This is a genomic window from Mycobacterium sp. D16Q13, from assembly GCF_002013375.1.
Lineage (GTDB): Bacteria > Actinomycetota > Actinomycetes > Mycobacteriales > Mycobacteriaceae > Mycobacterium.
In genome coordinates this window covers 1-18,225 of record NZ_MAEW01000003.1, presented here as the reverse complement: position 1 = coordinate 18,225, position 18,225 = coordinate 1, and the positions used below count along the sequence as shown (strand labels likewise).

20 protein-coding genes are annotated in these 18,225 nt (G+C 64.6%); 15 read left to right on the top strand and 5 right to left on the bottom strand.

Going from position 1 to position 18,225, the window contains the following annotated elements; genetic code table 11:
* Window positions 1–25: 25 nt before the first annotated feature.
* From gdhA to rplO, 8 genes are all read left to right on the top strand, one after another.
* Window positions 26–1,378, top strand: a complete 1,353-nt coding sequence (gene gdhA / locus B4400_RS02725; RefSeq protein WP_078308564.1) for an NADP-specific glutamate dehydrogenase — start codon at window positions 26–28, stop codon at window positions 1,376–1,378.
* Window positions 1,379–1,434: 56 nt separating this feature from the next.
* A complete protein-coding gene (locus B4400_RS02720; RefSeq protein ID WP_078308565.1) occupies window positions 1,435–1,926 on the top strand; it encodes an MBOE_33420 family protein in 492 nt (163 codons plus the stop codon).
* Window positions 1,927–2,191: 265 nt separating this feature from the next.
* The gene (gene rpsH / locus B4400_RS02710) at window positions 2,192–2,590 is read left to right on the top strand and encodes a 30S ribosomal protein S8 (protein ID WP_078288382.1); all 399 of its coding nucleotides are present in this window, start codon (window positions 2,192–2,194) and stop codon (window positions 2,588–2,590) included.
* 15 nt (window positions 2,591–2,605) lie between these two features.
* Entirely contained in the window at window positions 2,606–3,145 is a 540-nt protein-coding gene (gene rplF / locus B4400_RS02705) for a 50S ribosomal protein L6 (RefSeq protein ID WP_078288381.1), read from the top strand.
* Window positions 3,146–3,147: 2 nt separating this feature from the next.
* A complete protein-coding gene (rplR, locus tag B4400_RS02700) occupies window positions 3,148–3,555 on the top strand; it encodes a 50S ribosomal protein L18 (RefSeq protein ID WP_078288380.1) in 408 nt (135 codons plus the stop codon).
* Window positions 3,556–3,583: 28 nt separating this feature from the next.
* Window positions 3,584–4,249, top strand: a complete 666-nt coding sequence (rpsE, locus tag B4400_RS02695; RefSeq protein ID WP_078308566.1) for a 30S ribosomal protein S5 — start codon at window positions 3,584–3,586, stop codon at window positions 4,247–4,249.
* Window positions 4,242–4,424, top strand: coding sequence for a 50S ribosomal protein L30 (gene rpmD / locus B4400_RS02690; RefSeq protein ID WP_070938530.1), 183 nt, complete (start codon window positions 4,242–4,244; stop codon window positions 4,422–4,424). Before rpsE ends, rpmD begins: the two co-directional genes overlap by 8 nt.
* Complete coding sequence (gene rplO / locus B4400_RS02685) at window positions 4,425–4,865, top strand: 50S ribosomal protein L15 (RefSeq protein WP_078288379.1); 441 nt, start codon at window positions 4,425–4,427, stop codon at window positions 4,863–4,865. It abuts the gene before it with no gap.
* Between the two features lie 114 nt (window positions 4,866–4,979).
* Here rplO and B4400_RS02680 read toward each other — a convergent pair whose 3' ends face one another.
* Genes B4400_RS02680 through B4400_RS02670 form a run of 3 tightly spaced genes read right to left on the bottom strand, consistent with a single transcriptional unit; the run spans window position 4,980 to window position 8,317 of the window.
* On the bottom strand, window positions 4,980–5,906 hold the full coding sequence (locus B4400_RS02680) for an LLM class flavin-dependent oxidoreductase (RefSeq protein WP_078308567.1): 927 nt from the start codon (window positions 5,904–5,906) through the stop codon (window positions 4,980–4,982).
* 19 nt (window positions 5,907–5,925) lie between these two features.
* Window positions 5,926–6,729: a hypothetical protein gene (locus B4400_RS02675; protein ID WP_078308568.1), complete on the bottom strand. Its 804-nt coding sequence runs from the start codon at window positions 6,727–6,729 to the stop codon at window positions 5,926–5,928.
* Between the two features lie 7 nt (window positions 6,730–6,736).
* A complete protein-coding gene (locus B4400_RS02670; protein ID WP_078308569.1) occupies window positions 6,737–8,317 on the bottom strand; it encodes a sensor domain-containing protein in 1,581 nt (526 codons plus the stop codon).
* Window positions 8,318–8,422: 105 nt separating this feature from the next.
* Here B4400_RS02670 and sppA point away from each other — a divergent pair, with 105 nt between their 5' ends.
* Together sppA and B4400_RS02660 are read left to right on the top strand one after the other, a co-directional pair.
* A complete protein-coding gene (gene sppA / locus B4400_RS02665; RefSeq protein ID WP_078308570.1) occupies window positions 8,423–10,174 on the top strand; it encodes a signal peptide peptidase SppA in 1,752 nt (583 codons plus the stop codon).
* An 84-nt stretch (window positions 10,175–10,258) separates the two neighbouring features.
* Window positions 10,259–11,398: an AI-2E family transporter gene (locus B4400_RS02660; protein WP_078308974.1), complete on the top strand. Its 1,140-nt coding sequence runs from the start codon at window positions 10,259–10,261 to the stop codon at window positions 11,396–11,398.
* Here B4400_RS02660 and B4400_RS02655 read toward each other — a convergent pair.
* Window positions 11,395–12,312, bottom strand: coding sequence for a class I SAM-dependent methyltransferase (locus B4400_RS02655; protein WP_078308571.1), 918 nt, complete (start codon window positions 12,310–12,312; stop codon window positions 11,395–11,397). The two genes, B4400_RS02660 and B4400_RS02655, sit on opposite strands and share 4 nt — an antisense overlap.
* Before the next feature lie 164 nt (window positions 12,313–12,476).
* On the opposite strand from B4400_RS02655, the gene B4400_RS02650 reads away from it, so the two are divergent.
* The 5 genes from B4400_RS02650 to map all read left to right on the top strand — a co-directional run bounded on the left by B4400_RS02650 (window position 12,477) and on the right by map (window position 17,414).
* Window positions 12,477–13,343: a hypothetical protein gene (locus B4400_RS02650; protein WP_078308975.1), complete on the top strand. Its 867-nt coding sequence runs from the start codon at window positions 12,477–12,479 to the stop codon at window positions 13,341–13,343.
* Window positions 13,340–14,605, top strand: coding sequence for a hypothetical protein (locus tag B4400_RS02645; RefSeq protein WP_078308572.1), 1,266 nt, complete (start codon window positions 13,340–13,342; stop codon window positions 14,603–14,605). The genes B4400_RS02650 and B4400_RS02645 overlap by 4 nt, the downstream gene beginning before the upstream one ends.
* A 129-nt stretch (window positions 14,606–14,734) precedes the next feature.
* Complete coding sequence (gene secY, locus B4400_RS02640) at window positions 14,735–16,063, top strand: preprotein translocase subunit SecY (RefSeq protein ID WP_078288371.1); 1,329 nt, start codon at window positions 14,735–14,737, stop codon at window positions 16,061–16,063.
* On the top strand, window positions 16,060–16,605 hold the full coding sequence (locus B4400_RS02635; RefSeq protein ID WP_078288370.1) for an adenylate kinase: 546 nt from the start codon (window positions 16,060–16,062) through the stop codon (window positions 16,603–16,605). Before secY ends, B4400_RS02635 begins: the two co-directional genes overlap by 4 nt.
* Before the next feature lie 14 nt (window positions 16,606–16,619).
* Window positions 16,620–17,414, top strand: coding sequence for a type I methionyl aminopeptidase (map, locus tag B4400_RS02630; RefSeq protein WP_078308573.1), 795 nt, complete (start codon window positions 16,620–16,622; stop codon window positions 17,412–17,414).
* Window positions 17,415–17,417: 3 nt separating this feature from the next.
* On the opposite strand, the gene B4400_RS02625 is transcribed toward map, so the two are convergent.
* A partial coding sequence (locus tag B4400_RS02625) for a DUF4190 domain-containing protein (protein ID WP_286151521.1) occupies window positions 17,418–18,225 on the bottom strand: 808 nt, incomplete at its 5' end.

Here is an 18,225-nt window from a genome sequence, read left to right as displayed (position 1 = left end):
TGTGCTGTGGTGCACTCTATTAGGTATGCCAGAGGCTTTGCACCCCGTCTTTCAGCCGCGTTTCGAAACCGTTCTCGCACGTAACCCGGGAGAGGCGGAATTTCAGCAGGCTGTTTTCGAGGTGATGGCCAGTCTGACTCCTCTGGTGGGCAAGACGCCGGACTACGACCGCTGGTCGATTCTGGAACGGATCTGTGAGCCAGAGCGGCAGATCATCTTTCGCGTCCCATGGATCAGGGACGATGGCGCTGTCGAGATCAACCGCGGCTACCGGGTGGAGTTCAACTCCGCGCTCGGCCCCTATAAGGGTGGTCTGCGCTTCCACCCGAGCGTGAACCTGTCGATCGTGAAATTCCTTGGCTTCGAGCAGATGTTCAAGAACGCGCTGACCGGACTGCCCATCGGCGGCGGCAAGGGCGGATCCGATTTCGATCCCAAGGGCCGCTCCGACGCCGAAATCATGCGCTTCTGTCAGTCCTTCATGACTGAGCTCTATCGGCACATCGGCGAATACACGGATGTGCCCGCCGGCGATATCGGCGTGGGCCAGCGTGAAATCGGGTATCTCTTCGGGCAGTACAAGCGCATCACCAATCGCTACGAATCCGGTGTGCTGACGGGTAAGGGGTTGCCCTGGGGCGGATCTCAGGTGCGCACCGAAGCCACCGGCTATGGAGTCGTACTTTTCGCCGAGGAGATGCTCGCAACCCGTGCACAATCGCTGGCCGGGAAGACAGTGGTGGTGTCCGGCGCGGGGAATGTCGCGATCTACGCCGTGGAGAAGGCGCAGCAGCTGGGCGCGAAGGTCATCGCCTGCTCGGACAGCGACGGCTACATCGTGGACGAGCGGGGCCTGAATCTCGAACTCCTCAAGGAGATCAAGGAGGTCCGGCGGGGCCGGCTCTCCGAGTATGTCGCCGAGCACGGCGGGGGAGCGCGCCAGATCACCGACGGCACCCTCTGGGAAGTGCCCTGCCAGGTCGCGCTGCCGTGCGCCACTCAGAACGAACTCGACGGCAAGGATGCCCGCAGGCTCATCGACAACGGTGTGCAGCTCGTCGCCGAGGGCGCCAACATGCCCTGCACACCGGAGGCGGTGAAGAACTTCCAGGACGCGGGGGTGCTGTACGCCCCCGGCAAGGCGTCGAACGCCGGTGGAGTGGCAACCAGTGCGCTCGAAATGCAGCAGAACGCCAGCCGCGACTCATGGTCGTTCGAGCAGACCGAAAACCGCCTGCAGTCGATCATGCGATCCATCCACGCCACCTGCATCGAAACCGCGGATCACTACGGGGACCCGGGGAACTATGTGACCGGCGCCAACCTGGCCGGATACACGCGTGTCGCCGACGCGATGGTCGCCCTCGGTGTCATCTGAGGAGCGTGTTCGATCGTTCGGCTCCGGTCGTGTGCGTGCTGTGTTATCAGTGACGTATGCGCAGGTGCGGCGGGTTGGTGCTCGCGGTCGTCGCGGCATTGTCTGGCGCCGGGGTGGCGCGCGCCGACCGGCCTGAGCCGGTGCCGCTGTACGGCACCTACGACACCTACCTGGATCATTCACGGCAGACATTCGAGGGCCGGCCGGATGCCTCGGACCCCTCAACGCAGGCGGCGAGCTTCACCACCCTGTGTGGCGCGCAGGGGTGCGTGGCGCATTGGTTGCGGCTGGCCGAGCTTGCCGACAATCCCCATGCACCCGCGCTGTTCGACTATCGGTGGAACGGCGATCGATGGGAATCGTCCTCGGACTATCCGTTTCACTGCAGCGACGGCGGCGCGGTCATCGCGGCCAGATCCGACTTCCTGGTGCCGAACGGCGATGGCAGCTTTTCGGGTGAGCGCACATTCACGGTCGGCGCACCGGGATGCCCGGATGATGGACCGGGTACCTACTGGCTGCCGTTCACGCTGACACCCACCGATTGACCGGTCGGCGGCACCGATTTGGTCCGTACGTCCAGGCCACCTACACTTGACCGGTTGCCTGGGCTGTGTCTCGCCCATGGCCGGTCGGTACGTGCTTTCGGGTTCTATGGATAGCACTACCGATGCACGACCCCTGACCGAACCCGGTCAGATACGGAAGATCACTTCGCAGTAGGCCCACCACGGGATGTACCAGGCCCTTTACGGGAACCGGTACGAGCGTGCTGTATGGGAACCGCGGCGAGAAAGGTTGATGGACTCTGTCATGACTATGACTGATCCGATCGCAGACTTTCTGACACGTCTGCGCAATGCCAACTCGGCATACCACGATGAGGTGACCCTGCCGCACTCGAAGATCAAGGCCAATATCGCCGAGATCCTCAAGCGCGAGGGCTACATCACCGATTACCGCACCGAGGACGCCCGCGTGGGCAAGAGCCTGGTTGTCTCGCTCAAGTACGGCCCTAGCCGTGAGCGCAGCATCGCTGGCCTGCGACGCGTGTCGAAGCCCGGTCTGCGTGTGTACGCAAAATCCACCAATCTGCCCAAGGTTCTCGGTGGCCTCGGCGTGGCGATCATCTCCACGTCCACTGGCCTGCTCACCGACCGTCAGGCGTCCCGACAGGGCGTGGGCGGCGAAGTCCTCGCGTACGTCTGGTAGGGGAGGACTACAAACATGTCACGTATTGGAAAGCAGCCAGTGCTGGTTCCCGCCGGAGTGGACGTCAACATCGACGGCCAGAACGTTTCGGTCAAGGGTTCCAAGGGCACACTCGAACTGACAGTGAGCGAGCCGATTTCGGTGTCGCGCAACGACGATGGCGCCATCGTGGTCACCCGTCCCGATGACGAGCGGCGCAACCGCTCGCTGCACGGACTGTCTCGCACCCTGATCGCCAATCTGGTGACCGGTGTGACACAGGGTTACACCACCAAGATGGAGATCTTCGGCGTGGGTTACCGCGTCGTCGCCAAGGGATCGAACCTGGAGTTCGCGCTCGGTTACAGCCACCCCGTGCTGATCGAGGCGCCCGAGGGCATCACGTTCGCGGTCGAGACCCCCACCAAGTTCTCGGTCAGCGGAATCGACAAGCAGAAGGTTGGCCAGATCTCGGCCAACATCCGCCGCCTGCGTCGCCCCGACCCCTACAAGGGCAAGGGCATTCGCTACGAGGGTGAGCAGATCCGCCGCAAGGTCGGAAAGACAGGTAAGTGACCATGGCTCAAACGAAGACAGAAGCGAAGCAGCACGAGCCCGTCGGCAAGAGCGTTTCGGAGGCGCGTCGGACCTCGCGTCTGCGCCGCCACGCGCGTCTGCGCAAGAAGGTGTCCGGTACGGACGCACGGCCTCGTCTGGTCGTCAACCGTTCGGCCCGCCACATCCACGTGCAGCTGGTCAACGATCTCACCGGCACCACACTGGCGGCGGCCTCGTCCATCGAGCCCGACGTGCAGGCAGTGGACGGCGACAAGAAGGCGCGCAGCGCTCGGGTCGGTCAGCTGATCGCCGAGCGTGCGAAGGCTGCCGGCGTGGACACCGTGGTGTTCGACCGCGGTGGCTACACCTACGGTGGCCGGATTGCCGCACTCGCCGACGCCGCCCGCGAGAACGGGCTGGTGTTCTGATGTTCGTGACTTTCAACGGAAGGAATGCATGATGGCGCAGCGCAATTCTGGCGCTCCCGATAATGCGGGCGGCGCCAACGATGGTCGCGATGGCGGCCGTGGACGCCGCGACAACCGCGACGACCGTCGTGGTGGGCGTGACAACGCCGAGAAGAGCAACTACCTGGAGCGCGTTGTCACCATCAACCGCGTCTCCAAGGTCGTCAAGGGTGGTCGCCGGTTCAGCTTCACCGCGCTGGTGATCGTTGGCGACGGTAACGGCCTGGTGGGCGTTGGCTACGGCAAGGCCAAGGAAGTTCCGGCCGCTATCGCCAAGGGTGTGGATGAGGCTCGCAAGAACTTCTTCCGCGTCCCGCTCATCGGCGGCACCATCGTCCACCCCGTTCAGGGTGAGGATTCCGCCGGTGTCGTCATGCTGCGTCCGGCCTCGGCCGGTACCGGTGTGATCGCCGGTGGTGCTGCTCGCGCGGTGCTGGAGTGCGCTGGTGTGCACGACATCCTGGCCAAGTCGCTGGGTAGCGACAACGCCATCAACGTGGTCCACGCAACCGTCGCGGCGCTCAAGCAGCTGCAGCGCCCCGAAGAGGTTGCGGCACGTCGCGGTCTGCCCATCGAAGATGTGGCACCGGCCGGCATGCTCCGGGCCCGTGCAGAGTTCGCAGCTGCGGCAGCACAGGGAGGCAGCCATGGCTGATCTGAAGATCACCCAGGTGCGCAGCACCATCGGATCCCGGTGGAAGCAGCGCGAATCGTTGAAGACACTGGGCCTGCGCAAGATTCGCCAGACCGTTGTCCGTGAGGACAACGCGCAGACCCGCGGCCTGCTCCAGGTGGTTCGCCACCTGGTCACCGTCGAGGACGTGAAGTAAATGACCATCAAATTGCATCATCTACGCCCGGCCCCGGGCTCCAAGACCGAGCGCACCCGCGTCGGTCGTGGTGAGGGGTCCAAGGGTAAGACCGCGGGTCGCGGTACCAAGGGCACCAAGGCACGCAAGAACGTGCCGGTGACCTTCGAGGGTGGGCAGATGCCCATCCACATGCGGCTCCCGAAGCTCAAGGGCTTCAAGAACCGCTTCCGTACCGAGTACCAGGTGGTGAACGTGGCCGACATCGAGCGGCTGTTCCCCGAGGGTGGCGACGTCACCATCGAGGCCCTGGTTGCCAAGGGTGCGGTGCGCAAGAACGAGCTGGTGAAGGTGCTCGGCAACGGCGACCTCAAGGTCAAGGTGTCGGTGACTGCCAACAAGTTCAGCGATGCGGCTCGTGAGAAGATCACCGCCGCAGGCGGCTCGGTCAACGAGGCCTAGTAACTGCTTTCTGGAGAGGGCGTCCACCTTCGGGTGGGCGCCCTTTCTGTTGCGCCGAGTGTGAAGCCAGGGCGACAATTCGGCCGCTTTTCCGCCCTGGCTTCACACTCGGTGTCAGGCCAGTTGCGGGATGACCTCGGCGGCAAGGCGTTCCATCTGCTCACGATCGGCCGCTACGTCCTCACCGACGGGATTGAGCAGGATCATCTCCGCGCCCGCGTCGGCGACCTCGCGCAGACCAGCCGCGACCTCATCGGCAGTGCCCCACACCGGCACAGCGTCAATGCCCGTCATCTCGCCATAAATCCGGTGCAGCCCTGCCTGGACACGCGCGTGGGCGAGGTCCCTGTCGTCGTCGATCATCAGGTAGACGCGCTTGCCGATCGGGAATCCGGCCGCGTCCTTCCCCTGGCCCTGCAACGCACTGTGAAGCTGCGTGACCGCCTCGGCGAAGGCAGCCGTTGTGGAGGATCCCGCGCCCAGGAAGGCGTCGCCATGGCGCACCGCGCGGGCGAGTGCGGCGGGCGCGTGCCCGCCAAACCAGATGGGCGGATGCGGACGCTGAACGGGCTTGGGCTGGATCGCCAGATCGTCGACATGCCGGAAGCGCCCAGGAAACGTGATGCGTTCCTGGTCTGACCACGCCAGCTTCATTAGATCGAGTCCCTCGGTGAAGCTCGCGATGAAGGTCGCCTTGTCCACACCGAACGCCGCGAAGTTGCGGGAACCGCCGCCCGGGGCGACCCCGATGTCCAGGCGCCCGTGACTGAGCCGGTCCACCGCTGTGATGGCGGAGGCCAGCTGTAGCGGATCATGTTGTGAGGCAACGAGTACCGCGACACCAAGGCGCAATCGCGTGGTGCATGCCGCCGCATAGGCCAGTAACTCCAGCGGCGCGATGATCGGCGACGCGCCGATGGTCTGTTCCAGGGTCCAGCCGCCTTCGAAGCCGAGGTCCTCGGCGCGTCTCAGATAGGAGCGGACGCCCTCGGCATCGAAGCCGCCGGTGTCGAACTGGGGAATCGAGATGGAGAACCGCATCCCACCACGGTACGTCCGGCTAGCGTTTCCGGTAGATATCGGCAACCCAGGCTTGCTTGCAGAATCGATCCTGTGCGGACGGTGGATCCACGCCCGCTTCCGCCAAGGCTTGGTTCGTCTTCTCGGCTTGTCCAGGGGGAACGTCGTCGTAGTTGAAGGAACACAACGTGTTTCCGTTGGTGTACCAGGTGCGGGCGGGATCGGGCGGATCCGGCCAGTCCGCCGCCTGCACGAAGAGGGAGCCGAGGCTCACCACCTTGTCGTTGACGAACCGGTAGAGGGATGCCCTTCCCGATCCGGCGCCGGTACTGGCGTAGAACGCGGCGAAGTGTTCGTCGGTCGTCCGGAAATCCGGATAACCGACTACCTGTCCCGCGTGAGAGAACTTCCCCGAATCCTTGTTGACCCGCCACACATCCAGGACATCGCCATCGGAGCCGACGGTGTCCACCACGACCAATTCATCGCGGCCGTCGCGATCCAAGTCGGCAAGAAGCGGCGGGGTTCGTTCCGGCTTGTTGACGGGAACGGTAAAGGTCTGCCGCTCGGTCCCATTGGGCTCGTACACCTTGATGGTGATGGGGGGTGTGCCCAGTACCTCGAACGTCAGCTTCGCCGAATCCTTGGATCGCAATACACAGTCCAGAGCCGGGTCTGGATCCGGCTCGATCGCTTGCGGCGTGATCGATGAGCACAGTGGCAGCGCATCGAGGCGGCTGGGCGCCGAGCTGGTCGGCGTTGCGGCGCGATGAATACCGCCGTGACTGCATGCCGTCAGGGTCATCCCCACGACGAAAAGTGCAGTGAAACCCCACTTTTTCATATGCGCCTCACCGTGCGCCCTGCCGGTACAGCGTTGGCACCCACGGCTGCAGGCAGAAATGTTCCGCGGCTGTGGCTGGGTCGACGCCGGCTGCGCGTAACGCATCCATCCGTGACCCCAGCGCTCCCGGCGGATCATCGGACACGTTCATCGCGCATTTGACGTTGGCGTTGAGGCGCCACTTCGGATCGTCGAGTGGCTTGTTGTCGACACGTCTTTCGGTGTCCAGCAGTGCCAGCACCGCCAACTTGTTGTCGACGAACCGGAACAGCGCTGCCACCCCGGCGTCGGCGCCGTTGCGCGAGAAGATTCCGATGAATCGATCGGAGGTCAGCCAGAATCTCGGGACCCCGAAAATCGTTCCGGTCATGTCGAACTGATCGGAGTTCGGCCGCGAGCGCCACACATCCATGAGATCGCCCGCGGGGTCGCCGGTTGCCCTGACCACCAGCAGCTCTTCGCGCTTGTCTTGATCCAGGTCCTGCAAGAAGGGCACGCGCTGCTGGAAGATCGAGTTGGGGACACGAATGGATTGCAGCTGTGCACCACTGCCGTTGAATACGCGGATGGTCCCGGCGGGGGTGCCCAGCACTTCGAAGATGACACCGCTGCCGTCCGAGGTGCGGATCGTGCAGTCGAGCGCCGGATCCGCTTGCGGATTCCCGGGCTGGGTCGGTGCGGTGTCGCAGGTGGGAAGTGCGGCCAATCGCCCGGCGTTCTGATCGGGCGGTGGCGGGGCATGTTTGGCGTTGGCAATGGTGGTGGCCATCAGCTGGTCCAGCAGACCGGCGTCGACCTGGTCGGTGCCTTCCACCTCGAACACGACCGAGCGCACCCTGGCGAGCAGAATGCGCTGTCCACGCACTCCAGAAGGCTGGGCACTCGCCGACGCGTCATCCAGGTCGGTGCTCGCACTGGTGTACACATAGGTCTGCACACCGTCGACGGTCGGACCGGGCGCGAAGGTGTCGGTGACGTGCCGATTCCGCACCTCCGGCTTGGCGAACGTCGGGAACGCCTTGTCGTACTGCCCGCACTTCTTGATCCAGGTGCTGGTCAACGCGAAGACGTCGGTGTTCTCGCGTTCACGATTCACGGTGACGATGATGTGGTTACCGTTCGGGTCCGCCTCGTGAAATGTCGAGGCCACGTAGTACAGGTTCCAGTCCGAGCCATCAGGAGTCCGCGAAAAGGACTTGCCGAAGGGCGTGTACAGGCATTCGGGCGGACGCGTCTCACCATCGGTTTGTCCGTGCACGCCCAGCCCGGAACCGTCGTCGGAGGCGATATCCGGCGGACGGGTCGTTCCCTGCGCGGGGAAGTCGGCCTCCGTCGGCAGCAGGCTGGAGAGCTCGGCGTTGTTCCGCCCACCCAGATCGGTGTGATTGGGATGGAACTTTCCGCGGTATTCGGGAAACAAGCCGGGGTAGCTACGGGTGGGTGCTGCCGCGGTCGATGACGCCGATGGTGGCGGTGTGAATTCGCGTGACCCGGAGGTATCGATACACCCGGATACGGTCGTCACCGCGAGCAGCGCAGCGACCTGGGCCAATACTTTTTTGGCCACCATCTTCTGTGCACGTGTCATCGTTGCCCCTCCGCCAGCGAATGGCTTCGACCCTACGCGCCGAGTAGAACGGCAGCACGGATTTGTGGCCGGGAGCATTGCCGCATTCGTCGGTACGCTCAAGGCATGTTCGCTTTCACCACGCCCTCGGACGTCCACGATCTGCTGACCAAGGTCGACACCGCGCGTCACCGGGGCGTGCCGCGGGACTGCATCCTGGAGCTCGACCTGCTCGACGTCCCGCCGGAAGCCGTCAGCTTCGATCCGCTGGGCCTCGTGTTCTCCGGGGCGAGTAGGCCCCTGTCGCTGCGGCACACCATCGCCGCCATCCACCGGGGGATTGACGATCCGCGGGTCGCCGGTCTCATCGCCCGTGTGCAGATCCCTCCAGCCGCCGCCGGAGCTGTGCAGGAGCTGCGGGCCGCCATCGAGGCATTCAGCGCCGTCAAGCCGAGCGTGGCATGGGCCGAGACCTACCCGGGCACCCTCGCCTACTACCTGGCATCGGCGTTCGGTGAGGTGTGGATGCAGCCCTCCGGCACGGTGGGACTCATCGGATTCGCGGCTAACGGGACCTTCCTGCGCGGCGCTCTCGATAAGGCCGGGGTGGAAGCGCAGTTCCTCTCCCGGGGTCAATACAAGTCGGCGGCAAATCTTTTCACGGAAGACGGCTACACCGAGGCGCAGCGGGAGGCCGACGGGCGACTGCTGGAGAGCCTGTCCGAACAGGTTCGCGACGGCGTCGCCGCATCGCGGAAGCTGGAACCGGCCGATGTGGACGCCCTGGCAGACCGGGCGCCACTGCGGCGCACCGATGCGGTGGTCGCCGGATTGGTCGATCGCATCGGATATCGCGACGAGGCGTACGCCCGCATCGCCGAAGTGACCGGCGTCAAGGCCGACAAAGAACCCCCGCTGCTGTATCTGGCGCGCTACGCCCGGGCCACCCGGCCACAGGTGCCGAGCCTGCCCGCCCTGCCCGGCCGTCCGTCGCGGCGGACCATCGGCGTGGTCACCCTGGCGGGACCGATTGTGAGCGGCCGCAGCGGGCCCCGGCTCTTCCCGCCGGGGCCGGCCAGCGGAGGTGACGTGATCGCCGAGGCGCTGCGCGATGCCGTCGCCGACGATTCGGTGGCCGCCATCGTGTTGCGTGTGGACAGCCCCGGTGGTTCGGTCAACGGCTCGGAAACCATTTGGCGAGAAGTGATCCGGGCGCGTGAGGCGGGCAAGCCAGTGGTGGCGTCCATGGGTGCCGTCGCGGGATCGGGTGGCTATTACGTCGCCATGGGTGCCGACGCGATCATCGCCAATCCGGGGACCATTACCGGGTCCATCGGCGTGATCACCGGAAAGTTCATCACTCGCGGACTCAAGGAGAAGCTCGGCGTCGCGTCGGCCACATTGCGCACCAACGCCAACGCCGACGCGTGGTCGAGTAATGAACCCTTCACCGACGAGCAACGTGATCTCGTCGAGGCCGAGATCGACATGCACTACGACGATTTTGTGCAGCGGGTCGCCGACGGACGAAATCTGACCATCGATGCCGTGAAAGCGGTTGCGCAGGGCAGGATCTGGTCGGGCAGGGATGCGTTGGAGCACGGCCTCGTCGATGAGCTCGGCGGATTTCGTGACGCGGTGGCCAAGGCCAAGGAACTCGCGGACATCGATGCCGACGACGAGGTTCGGATCGCGAGCTTCCCGAGTTCGCCGCTCACCTCGCTGTTGCGGCAGCGCGCGTCGTCGCAACCCGCCGCCGCGGCCGTGACCGATGCGGTGCTGGGGCGAGTGGCGCAGCTGGCTGTGGAGACGGTGCAGCGCGCCCAGCGATCGATCGGCAGTGCACAGGCCATGATGATGGGCGACTACCGCTTCTAGTCGCGCGGCACCAGCATGTTTCGCCAGGACCGGGGCTGACACCGACTAACGTATCGGGTGCAGCTGCCGGCGGAAGGGCGTGGCGTGAACACCGAACTGACCGTGTTTCAGAAACGTGTGCTCGCCGTTCTCACCGGTGTGGGCATCGCCGTCGGCATCTACTTTCTGCGCGGCTACTTCATCCTGATCGTCGTCGCGGCGGTGGCCGCATATCTGTTCACGCCGCTGTATCGGCGCCTGGGTCGCCGATTCGGATCGGGTGTGGCCGCCACGCTGACGCTGCTGTGCGCGCTGGGATCGGTGGTGGTTCCGCTCGGTGCGCTGGTTTACGTTGCGACGGTTCAGATCACCCGCATGGTCGACAGTGTCTCGAACTGGGTGGGGGACACCGATATGACCACACTCGGGCAGAAGGCGTTCGCGGTGATCAACGATGTCTTGGCCCGGATCCCATTCGTGCACGTCCAGCTGACCCCGGACAGCCTGCGGCAGTCGATCGCGTCATTGGCGGAGAACGTTGGGCAAGGGCTGCTGCAGGTGCTGCAGAGCGCCGTCGGCAGTGTTGCGGCGGCGGTCGCGGCCTGCATCATCTTCCTGTACGTGTTTGTCTCGCTCCTGGTCAAACAGGACAAGGTGCTCACCCTGCTGCGGCAGCTCAATCCGCTGGGGGAGGAGATCACCGATCTGTATCTCGACAAGATCGGTGCAATGGTGCGTGGAACAGTCAAGGGCCAGTTCGTCATTGCGATGGCGCAGGGTGTCGCGGGCGCCGCGTCGATCTACGTGGCCGGCTTCCAGCAGGGTTTCTTCTTCTTCGCGATACTGCTGACCGCGTTATCGATCATCCCGCTGGGGGGTGGCATCGTGACGATTCCCTTCGGCATCGGCATGATCCTCTTCGGGCACCCCGTCGCTGGACTATTCGTCATCGCCTGGCACCTGCTGGTGGTGTCCAACATCGACAATGTGCTGCGCCCCTTCCTCGTACCGCGCGGCGCACGCCTGGACCCCGCGTTGATGCTTCTAGCGGTCTTCTCGGGTATCGCGGCCTTCGGATTCTGGGGGATCGTGCTGGGCCCGGTGCTGATGATTGTCATCGTGACCACGATCGACATGTATCTCGCTGTTTATAAAGGAGTTCCGTTTGCGAACTCCGATACCGACGAGCCGCAGGTGCCGAGGCGGGCCTGGTGGAAATGGGGCCGCTCGCGCGTGGCGAGCTAGCCCAGCATCGCGTCGACGTACACGATGTTGGGGAATATCGTGCGCAGCAAAGGGTTCGGCGGATCTAGGTTGAGCCGCGCGTAGAGTGCGTCGTTCTCCTCGGTGACCACCGACCAGCCGTGTTCGGCCAGCCAATCCGCGGCCATTTGACGCTCTTCGGTGTAGACGAGTGACTCCATATCCAAATCCAGTGTGTCGCCCGCGAATTGGCGGGTGAGTTCGCGGGCCTTGGAGAAGTCGGCGGTCTCCAGGCCGGGAACCTGCTCACATACGAGGCGGCTGCCCGGTGCGCTGAGCTCGGTGACTGAGGCGAACAACCGATCCTGTGCCTCCGGGGGCAGATAGATCAGCAGTCCTTCGGCAGACCACACCGTCGGTTGTCCAGGGTCGAAACCGGCCGCTTTCAAGGCGGTTGGCCAATCGTCGCGCAAGTCGATCGCCACAGTGCGCCGGTTGGCGCTCGGTGAGGCTCCCAACTCGGCCAGGGTGTCGGTCTTGAACGCGATCACATCCGGCTGGTCCAGCTCGTACACGGTGGTACCGGCCGGCCAATCCAGGCGATAGGCCCGGGTGTCGAGTCCCGACGCGAGGATGACGACCTGGCGTACTCCCGCGGCGGTGGCGGATTCGAAGGCGGTGTCGTAGTACCAGGTGCGGCTTGCCATCCCGTTGGCCATGCCGTCCGCGGTGATGCCCAGTTGCACCAGACCTGCCATCTGTTCGGGGTCGAAATCACCCGAGGCCAGCTTGGTGAAGTACTCGATGCCGACCGCACGCACCAGCGGCTCCGCGTAGGGATCGTTGATCAAGGCATTGGGCACTTGGCTGGCCAGCGCGCGCTGCGCGGCCACCATCGTCGCCGTCGCTCCGACACTTGAGGCCAAGTCCCAGCTGTCGTCATCGGTCCGCGTCATCGAGGCTCCTTTGGAGGTTGTCGGGGTGCCCCGACCATAGTGCGCCGCTGTCTGCGATTGCGCACCCCCGGGCCTGTGGCCTGCGCAAATTCAGTTGCGCGCGACCCGTATCGAGGTGTTTGCTGTTCCGGCACTGAGGGCGGCCGAGATATCAGGAGGTGAACGTGGCCGAAACAGAAGTGCGGCCGTGTACGGCCGCCACCGGAGACAGCGTGATGAAGCTGCACCGGCGTTCCGTGACGCTTGACGGACGGTCCTACACGGTCATCACGCTGCGCGCGGATGCCGATGTGCGGTTCTCCACCAATCGGTTTCATGAGACCTGGCATGTGATCTCCGATGAGGCGGGCGCCAAGACGCTGGCCCGGCTGCTGTGGGGTCTGGCATATCAGCGGCGCCCCGGCACGCTGGTGCTCATCGACCGTGCGCACCTCGAACCGAATCCGTTCGACGCCGAGACGGCGGACCCGATTGTGCTGCTGCCGTCGCATCTGACCGTGCTCACCCGGCAGGCGGCACAGACATTGCGGGTGCAGCCGCCGGCCAAGCCTGAAGGCACCGTGCGCTGGCGCACCCATGGCCTGGACAGCTGGGTCGCCGAATTTCGTGAGTGGCGGGAAATGCCCAGTGGCCAACGGCAGTATCCGTACACACCCGAACCCACCGGGTGGGAGAGCGTCGAACGGATCGGCGGGGTACTTGTTTTGGCGGGCGGCCCGCAGACGTTGCGGCAATGGGCCACCCATGCCGAACTGATGCGCGTCGGCGCGCCGTGGGACACGGATTACGAATATCTCGCCGATCGCGAAGGCGAGCTCCAGATCTTCCTGAACTACCGCCGCGAGGTCGCCATCGCGAAACGAGCGCGAGCCGATGTCTTGTCCGCGCCGCATCCGACCGATATCTCGCAACTGCGAGAGCACATTTGGCTGCGGGCCGCGCAGATCCGAACTCAACTAACGGGAAATGCCGATGAACGCCCGGTGACCGGCCCCGAGTCACGGACGCGCGGTGGTAATTTCGGCCGGTGAAGGCGATGACCTGGATTGCTGCCGTCGTTTTATTCGTCGCAGCCTGGAACGTGAGCACTCCCGTCGCGCAGGCCGCACCCGGATGCCGCCAGCTGGATCCCGCGTTGCCCTGGTACGGCGAGGTCAGGGAGCGGTTGCAAGCCGCGATCGACGCCAACAGCACGTGCACCGGCACCTGGAAGCGCTCCACCACGGCGGTCGCGCTCTTCGACTGGGACAACACCGAGGTCAAGAACGACATCTCGGATGCGACCCTCGCGTGGATGCTGCGGCACAACAAGATCCGTCAGCCCGGCGACTGGCACGCCACCAGCCGACACATCACCGAAGTGGCGGCCACCGCGCTGCGCGAGGCGTGCGGCACCACAACCCCCGCTGGACAGCCGCTGGCCACCTCAACCAACGCCGCATGCGCCGACGAGATCCTGGCGGTCCGCGAGGGCAAGACCCATGACGAGCAGGAAGCCTTCACCGGATACAACCAGCGCTGGAGCAATGGCGCCTACGTGTGGACAGTCGCGCTGACCGCCGGGTACACCGCCGACGAGGTCGCTCAATTCGCGCAGGCGGCCAAGCGCGAGAACCTGGACGCGCCGATCGGAGCCACCCAGACCATCGGCACCACCACCGTGCCGGGGTATGTACGGGTATATCCGCAGATCAAGGACCTCATTGCCACGCTGCAGGCGCACGGTGTCAGCACCTGGGTGATCTCGGCGTCGTCGGAGGTGGTCGCCAAGGTGTGGTCACCGGAAATCGGAATCCCCACAAACCAGGTGATCGGGGTGCGCAGCGTCTACGACACCAACGGGCGGCAGACCCCGCACGTCAAGGGCTGTGGCGGACAGCCCGACGGTGCCGACACCGTCATCACCTATGTCGACGGCAAACGCTGCTGGGCTAACCAGGTGGTCTTCGGCGTGCAGGGACCCGCCGCATTCGAGCCCTACGACGCCAACAAGCGGCAGATTCTCGCCGCCGGGGACTCGACCACCGACGTCACCTTTGTCGACGACGCCACCGCCGCGCACCTCGTCATCAATCGGAACAAGACCGAGCTCATGTGCCGGGCCTATGACAACGCCGACGGCAAATGGTTGGTCAACCCGATGTTTATCGATCCCTATCCGCAGCATGTGGACCCGTACCTGTGTGCGACCGACGGCAGGACCAACCCGGACGGCAGCACAGGGCCGCTGCTTCGTTCCGATGGCACGGTCGTCCCCGACCAGAAGGACACCGTCTTCTCCACCGGTTCGTAGCGAACTGTTAGTCTCGTATCCGGCCCGGGCGTGCCCTGACGGCCGCCGAAACGGTTACCCAACGCTGGGATCACCAGCTGATTCATCTAGCAGATCACATGGCGAGCTGCAGGATGCGCAGGAGGATGTGTGCTTTCCGCTTTTGTCTCTGCTCTCAGGACAGCTGACCTGAGGCGGAAGATCCTCTTCACGATCGGGATCGTGTTCATCTATCGGCTTGGTGCGACGCTGCCGTCTCCCGGGGTGAACTACGCCAACGTGAAGTACTGCGTTGAGCAGGTCAGCAGTGGAGATTCGGCGCAGCTCTACTCGCTGATCAACCTGTTCTCGGGTGGTGCGCTGCTGCAGTTGTCGGTCTTCGCGGTCGGCGTCATGCCGTACATCACCGCCAGCATCATCGTTCAGCTGCTCACCGTGGTCATTCCCCGGTTCGAGCAGCTGCGCAAGGAAGGCCAGTCGGGCCAGGCCAAGATGACGCAGTACACCCGCTACCTGTCGGTCGCGCTGGCACTGCTGCAGTCCACCTCGATCGTCGCGCTCGGTGCCAGCGGAAACCTGCTGCAGGGCTGTGACCGCAAGGACGAGATTGTCTCGGACCAGTCGATCTTCTCGCTGACCGTGATGGTTCTGGTCATGACCGCCGGATCCACCTTGGTGATGTGGCTCGGTGAGATGGTCACCGAACGCGGAGTCGGCAACGGCATGTCGCTGCTGATCTTCGCCGGTATCGCGGCCCGGATCCCCGCCGAGGGCAAGACCATCCTCGACAGCCGTGGCGGTGTCACCTTCGCCGCCGTCTGTGTGGCGGCGCTTCTCATCGTGATCGGTGTCGTGTTCGTCGAACAGGGCCAGCGCCGCATCCCCGTCCAGTACGCCAAGCGCATGGTGGGACGGCGCATGTACGGCGGCACCTCCACCTACTTGCCGCTGAAGGTCAACCAGGCCGGTGTTATCCCGGTCATTTTCGCCTCCTCGCTGTTGTACATCCCGGGTCTCATCACGCAGCTCGTGCGCAGTGGCGGGAAGGACAAGACCGGCTGGTGGGATCGATTCGTCAGCACGTACCTGACCGACCCCAGCAACTACTGGTACGTCGCGATCTACTTCACGCTCATCGTGTTCTTCACGTTCTTCTACGTGTCGATCACCTTCAACCCCGATGAGCGCGCCGACGAGATGAACAAGTTCGGTGGCTTCATTCCCGGTATCCGTCCCGGACGTGCCACCGCCGACTACCTGCGTTACGTGCTCAACCGCATCACGTGGCCAGGCTCGATCTACCTGGGTATCATCGCGATCTTGCCGAACCTGTTCCTGCAGATCGGGAACTCCGGCGGTATGCAGAACCTGCCATTCGGCGGAACTGCGGTGCTGATCATGATCGGTGTCGGCCTCGATACTGTGAAGCAGATCGAAAGCCAGTTGATGCAGCGTAACTACGAAGGGTTCCTCAAGTGAGAGTGGTGTTACTCGGCCCGCCAGGGGCAGGCAAAGGTACGCAGGCACAACTGATTTCGGAGAAGTTCGGCATTCCGCAGATCTCTACGGGCGACCTGTTCCGGTCGAACATCAGTGAGGGCACCGAGCTGGGAATCCAGGCCAAGCAGTACCTGGACGCCGGCGATCTGGTGCCCAGCGAGGTCACCAACAAGATGGTCGAGGCGCGCCTCGACGAGGCGGACGCCGCGGACGGATTTATCCTCGACGGATTCCCGCGCACCGTGGACCAGGCGGATGCGCTGGCCGCGATGGAAGAGGCCCGCGGCGTCAAGATCGACGCCGTGCTGGAGTTCCGGGTGCCGGTAGAAGAGCTCGTGCAGCGACTGCTGGGCCGTGGCCGCGCCGACGACACCGAGGACATTATTCGCAATCGCCTCAACGTGTACCGCGACGAGACCGCACCGCTGCTGGAGTACTACCAGAGCGTGCTGCAGACCATCGATGCCGTCGGCACGGTGGACGAAGTGTTCGCGCGGACATCGCAGGCTCTGGGCCGGTAGTAGGCGAGGTAGCAGTGGGGCTGTTCGGCCGCAAGAAGACGGTGGAGCAGCGCACCACCGGAGAACTGGATGCCATGGCTGCCGCGGGCGCCGTCGTGGGCGCCGCATTGGTCGCCGTGCGTGATGCCGCAAAGGCCGGTGTTTCGACGCTGGAATTGGACAAGGTCGCCGAGTCCGTGATCCGGGATGGCGGCGCGGTGCCGTCGTTCCTGGGTTACCACGGTTTCCCGGCGTCGATCTGCTCCTCGGTCAATGATCAAGTGGTTCATGGAATACCTTCGGCGACAGCGATCTTGGCTGAGGGCGACCTGGTGTCCATCGACTGCGGTGCGATTCTGGACGGGTGGCACGGGGATTCCGCGTGGACCTTTGCGGTCGGGACAGTCATTCCCGTCGACGAGGCGTTGTCGGAAGCCACCCGGTTGTCGATGGAGGCCGGTATCGCGGCGATGATCCCGGGGAATCGGCTCACCGATGTGTCCCATGCGATCGAGCTGGGCACCCGGGCGGCGGAGAAGCAGTTCGACCGGGCATTCGGAATCGTGGACGGCTATGGCGGCCACGGCATCGGCCGTTCGATGCACCTGGATCCGTTCTTGCCCAACGAGGGAGCCCCCGGCAAGGGGCCGCTTCTCGGGGTGGGGTCGGTGCTCGCCATCGAGCCGATGCTCACGCTGGGAACCACGCAGACCCGGGTGCTGGCCGATGATTGGACCGTTGTGACCACCGACGGCTCCCGGGCCGCGCATTGGGAGCACACGGTAGCCGTCACCGAGGACGGCCCCCGCATTCTGACATTGCGCCCGTAGCAGCTACTGGCCCTTGATGGATGCAGTGCGCTCGGTGGTGAAGACGGCCACGCAGGCGATCGCGTGATCACCCTGTGTCCAGGAACGTTTGGTGGGGTAGAGGTAGGTGATCTCGACCCCGTCGTCTTCGAATGCACTGGGAGAGTAGCTTTCTAGCGCGGTACTGCAGCCCTCATTGCCCTTTTCGTCCAGCTCGGACTGCGCGGGCACCGAGGATCCGTACAGCGGTAGCAGTGCGTAGACCTCTGCCTTGTGTGGCTGAGAGCACGGGATGGCCTTAGTCGTCGTGTAGTAGTCCTTGTCGCCGAGATCGGCGACGCAGTCGCCCACGCGCAACTTGGTGACGTCCATATCGCCGGACTGGGTGACGTGTCCGGATTCGTCGCGTTTGGGCTGGTTGCCGACGCCCACCGCGATGATGACGATCGACGCGACGACCCACAGGGAGCCGAGCACGATGCCCGCGATGGCCATTCCGCGGCCGTTCTGACCGGTTCGTTTGATCTGATTCAGGCCCAGGACGCCGAAGATGATGCCCAGGATGCCGCCCAGGCAGGGGACGATGCCGAAAATCAGCGCCGTAATGGCGAATCCGTTGGTGCTTCGCGCGCTTTCGACGGGCGGATAGGAGCCCGCCGCGGGATAGCCGTATGGCGCAGCGGGGTATCCCGGAGGTGGCGGCGGGTATCCCGCCGGGTCAGCCTGGGGGTATGGCGGATACGGCTCGGCGCCCGCGGGCCCAGCCGGGGGAACGGGGGGATATCCGCCCGCCGGGGGGGCCCGACCGGGGGGGACCCGGGGCCCCGTTGCG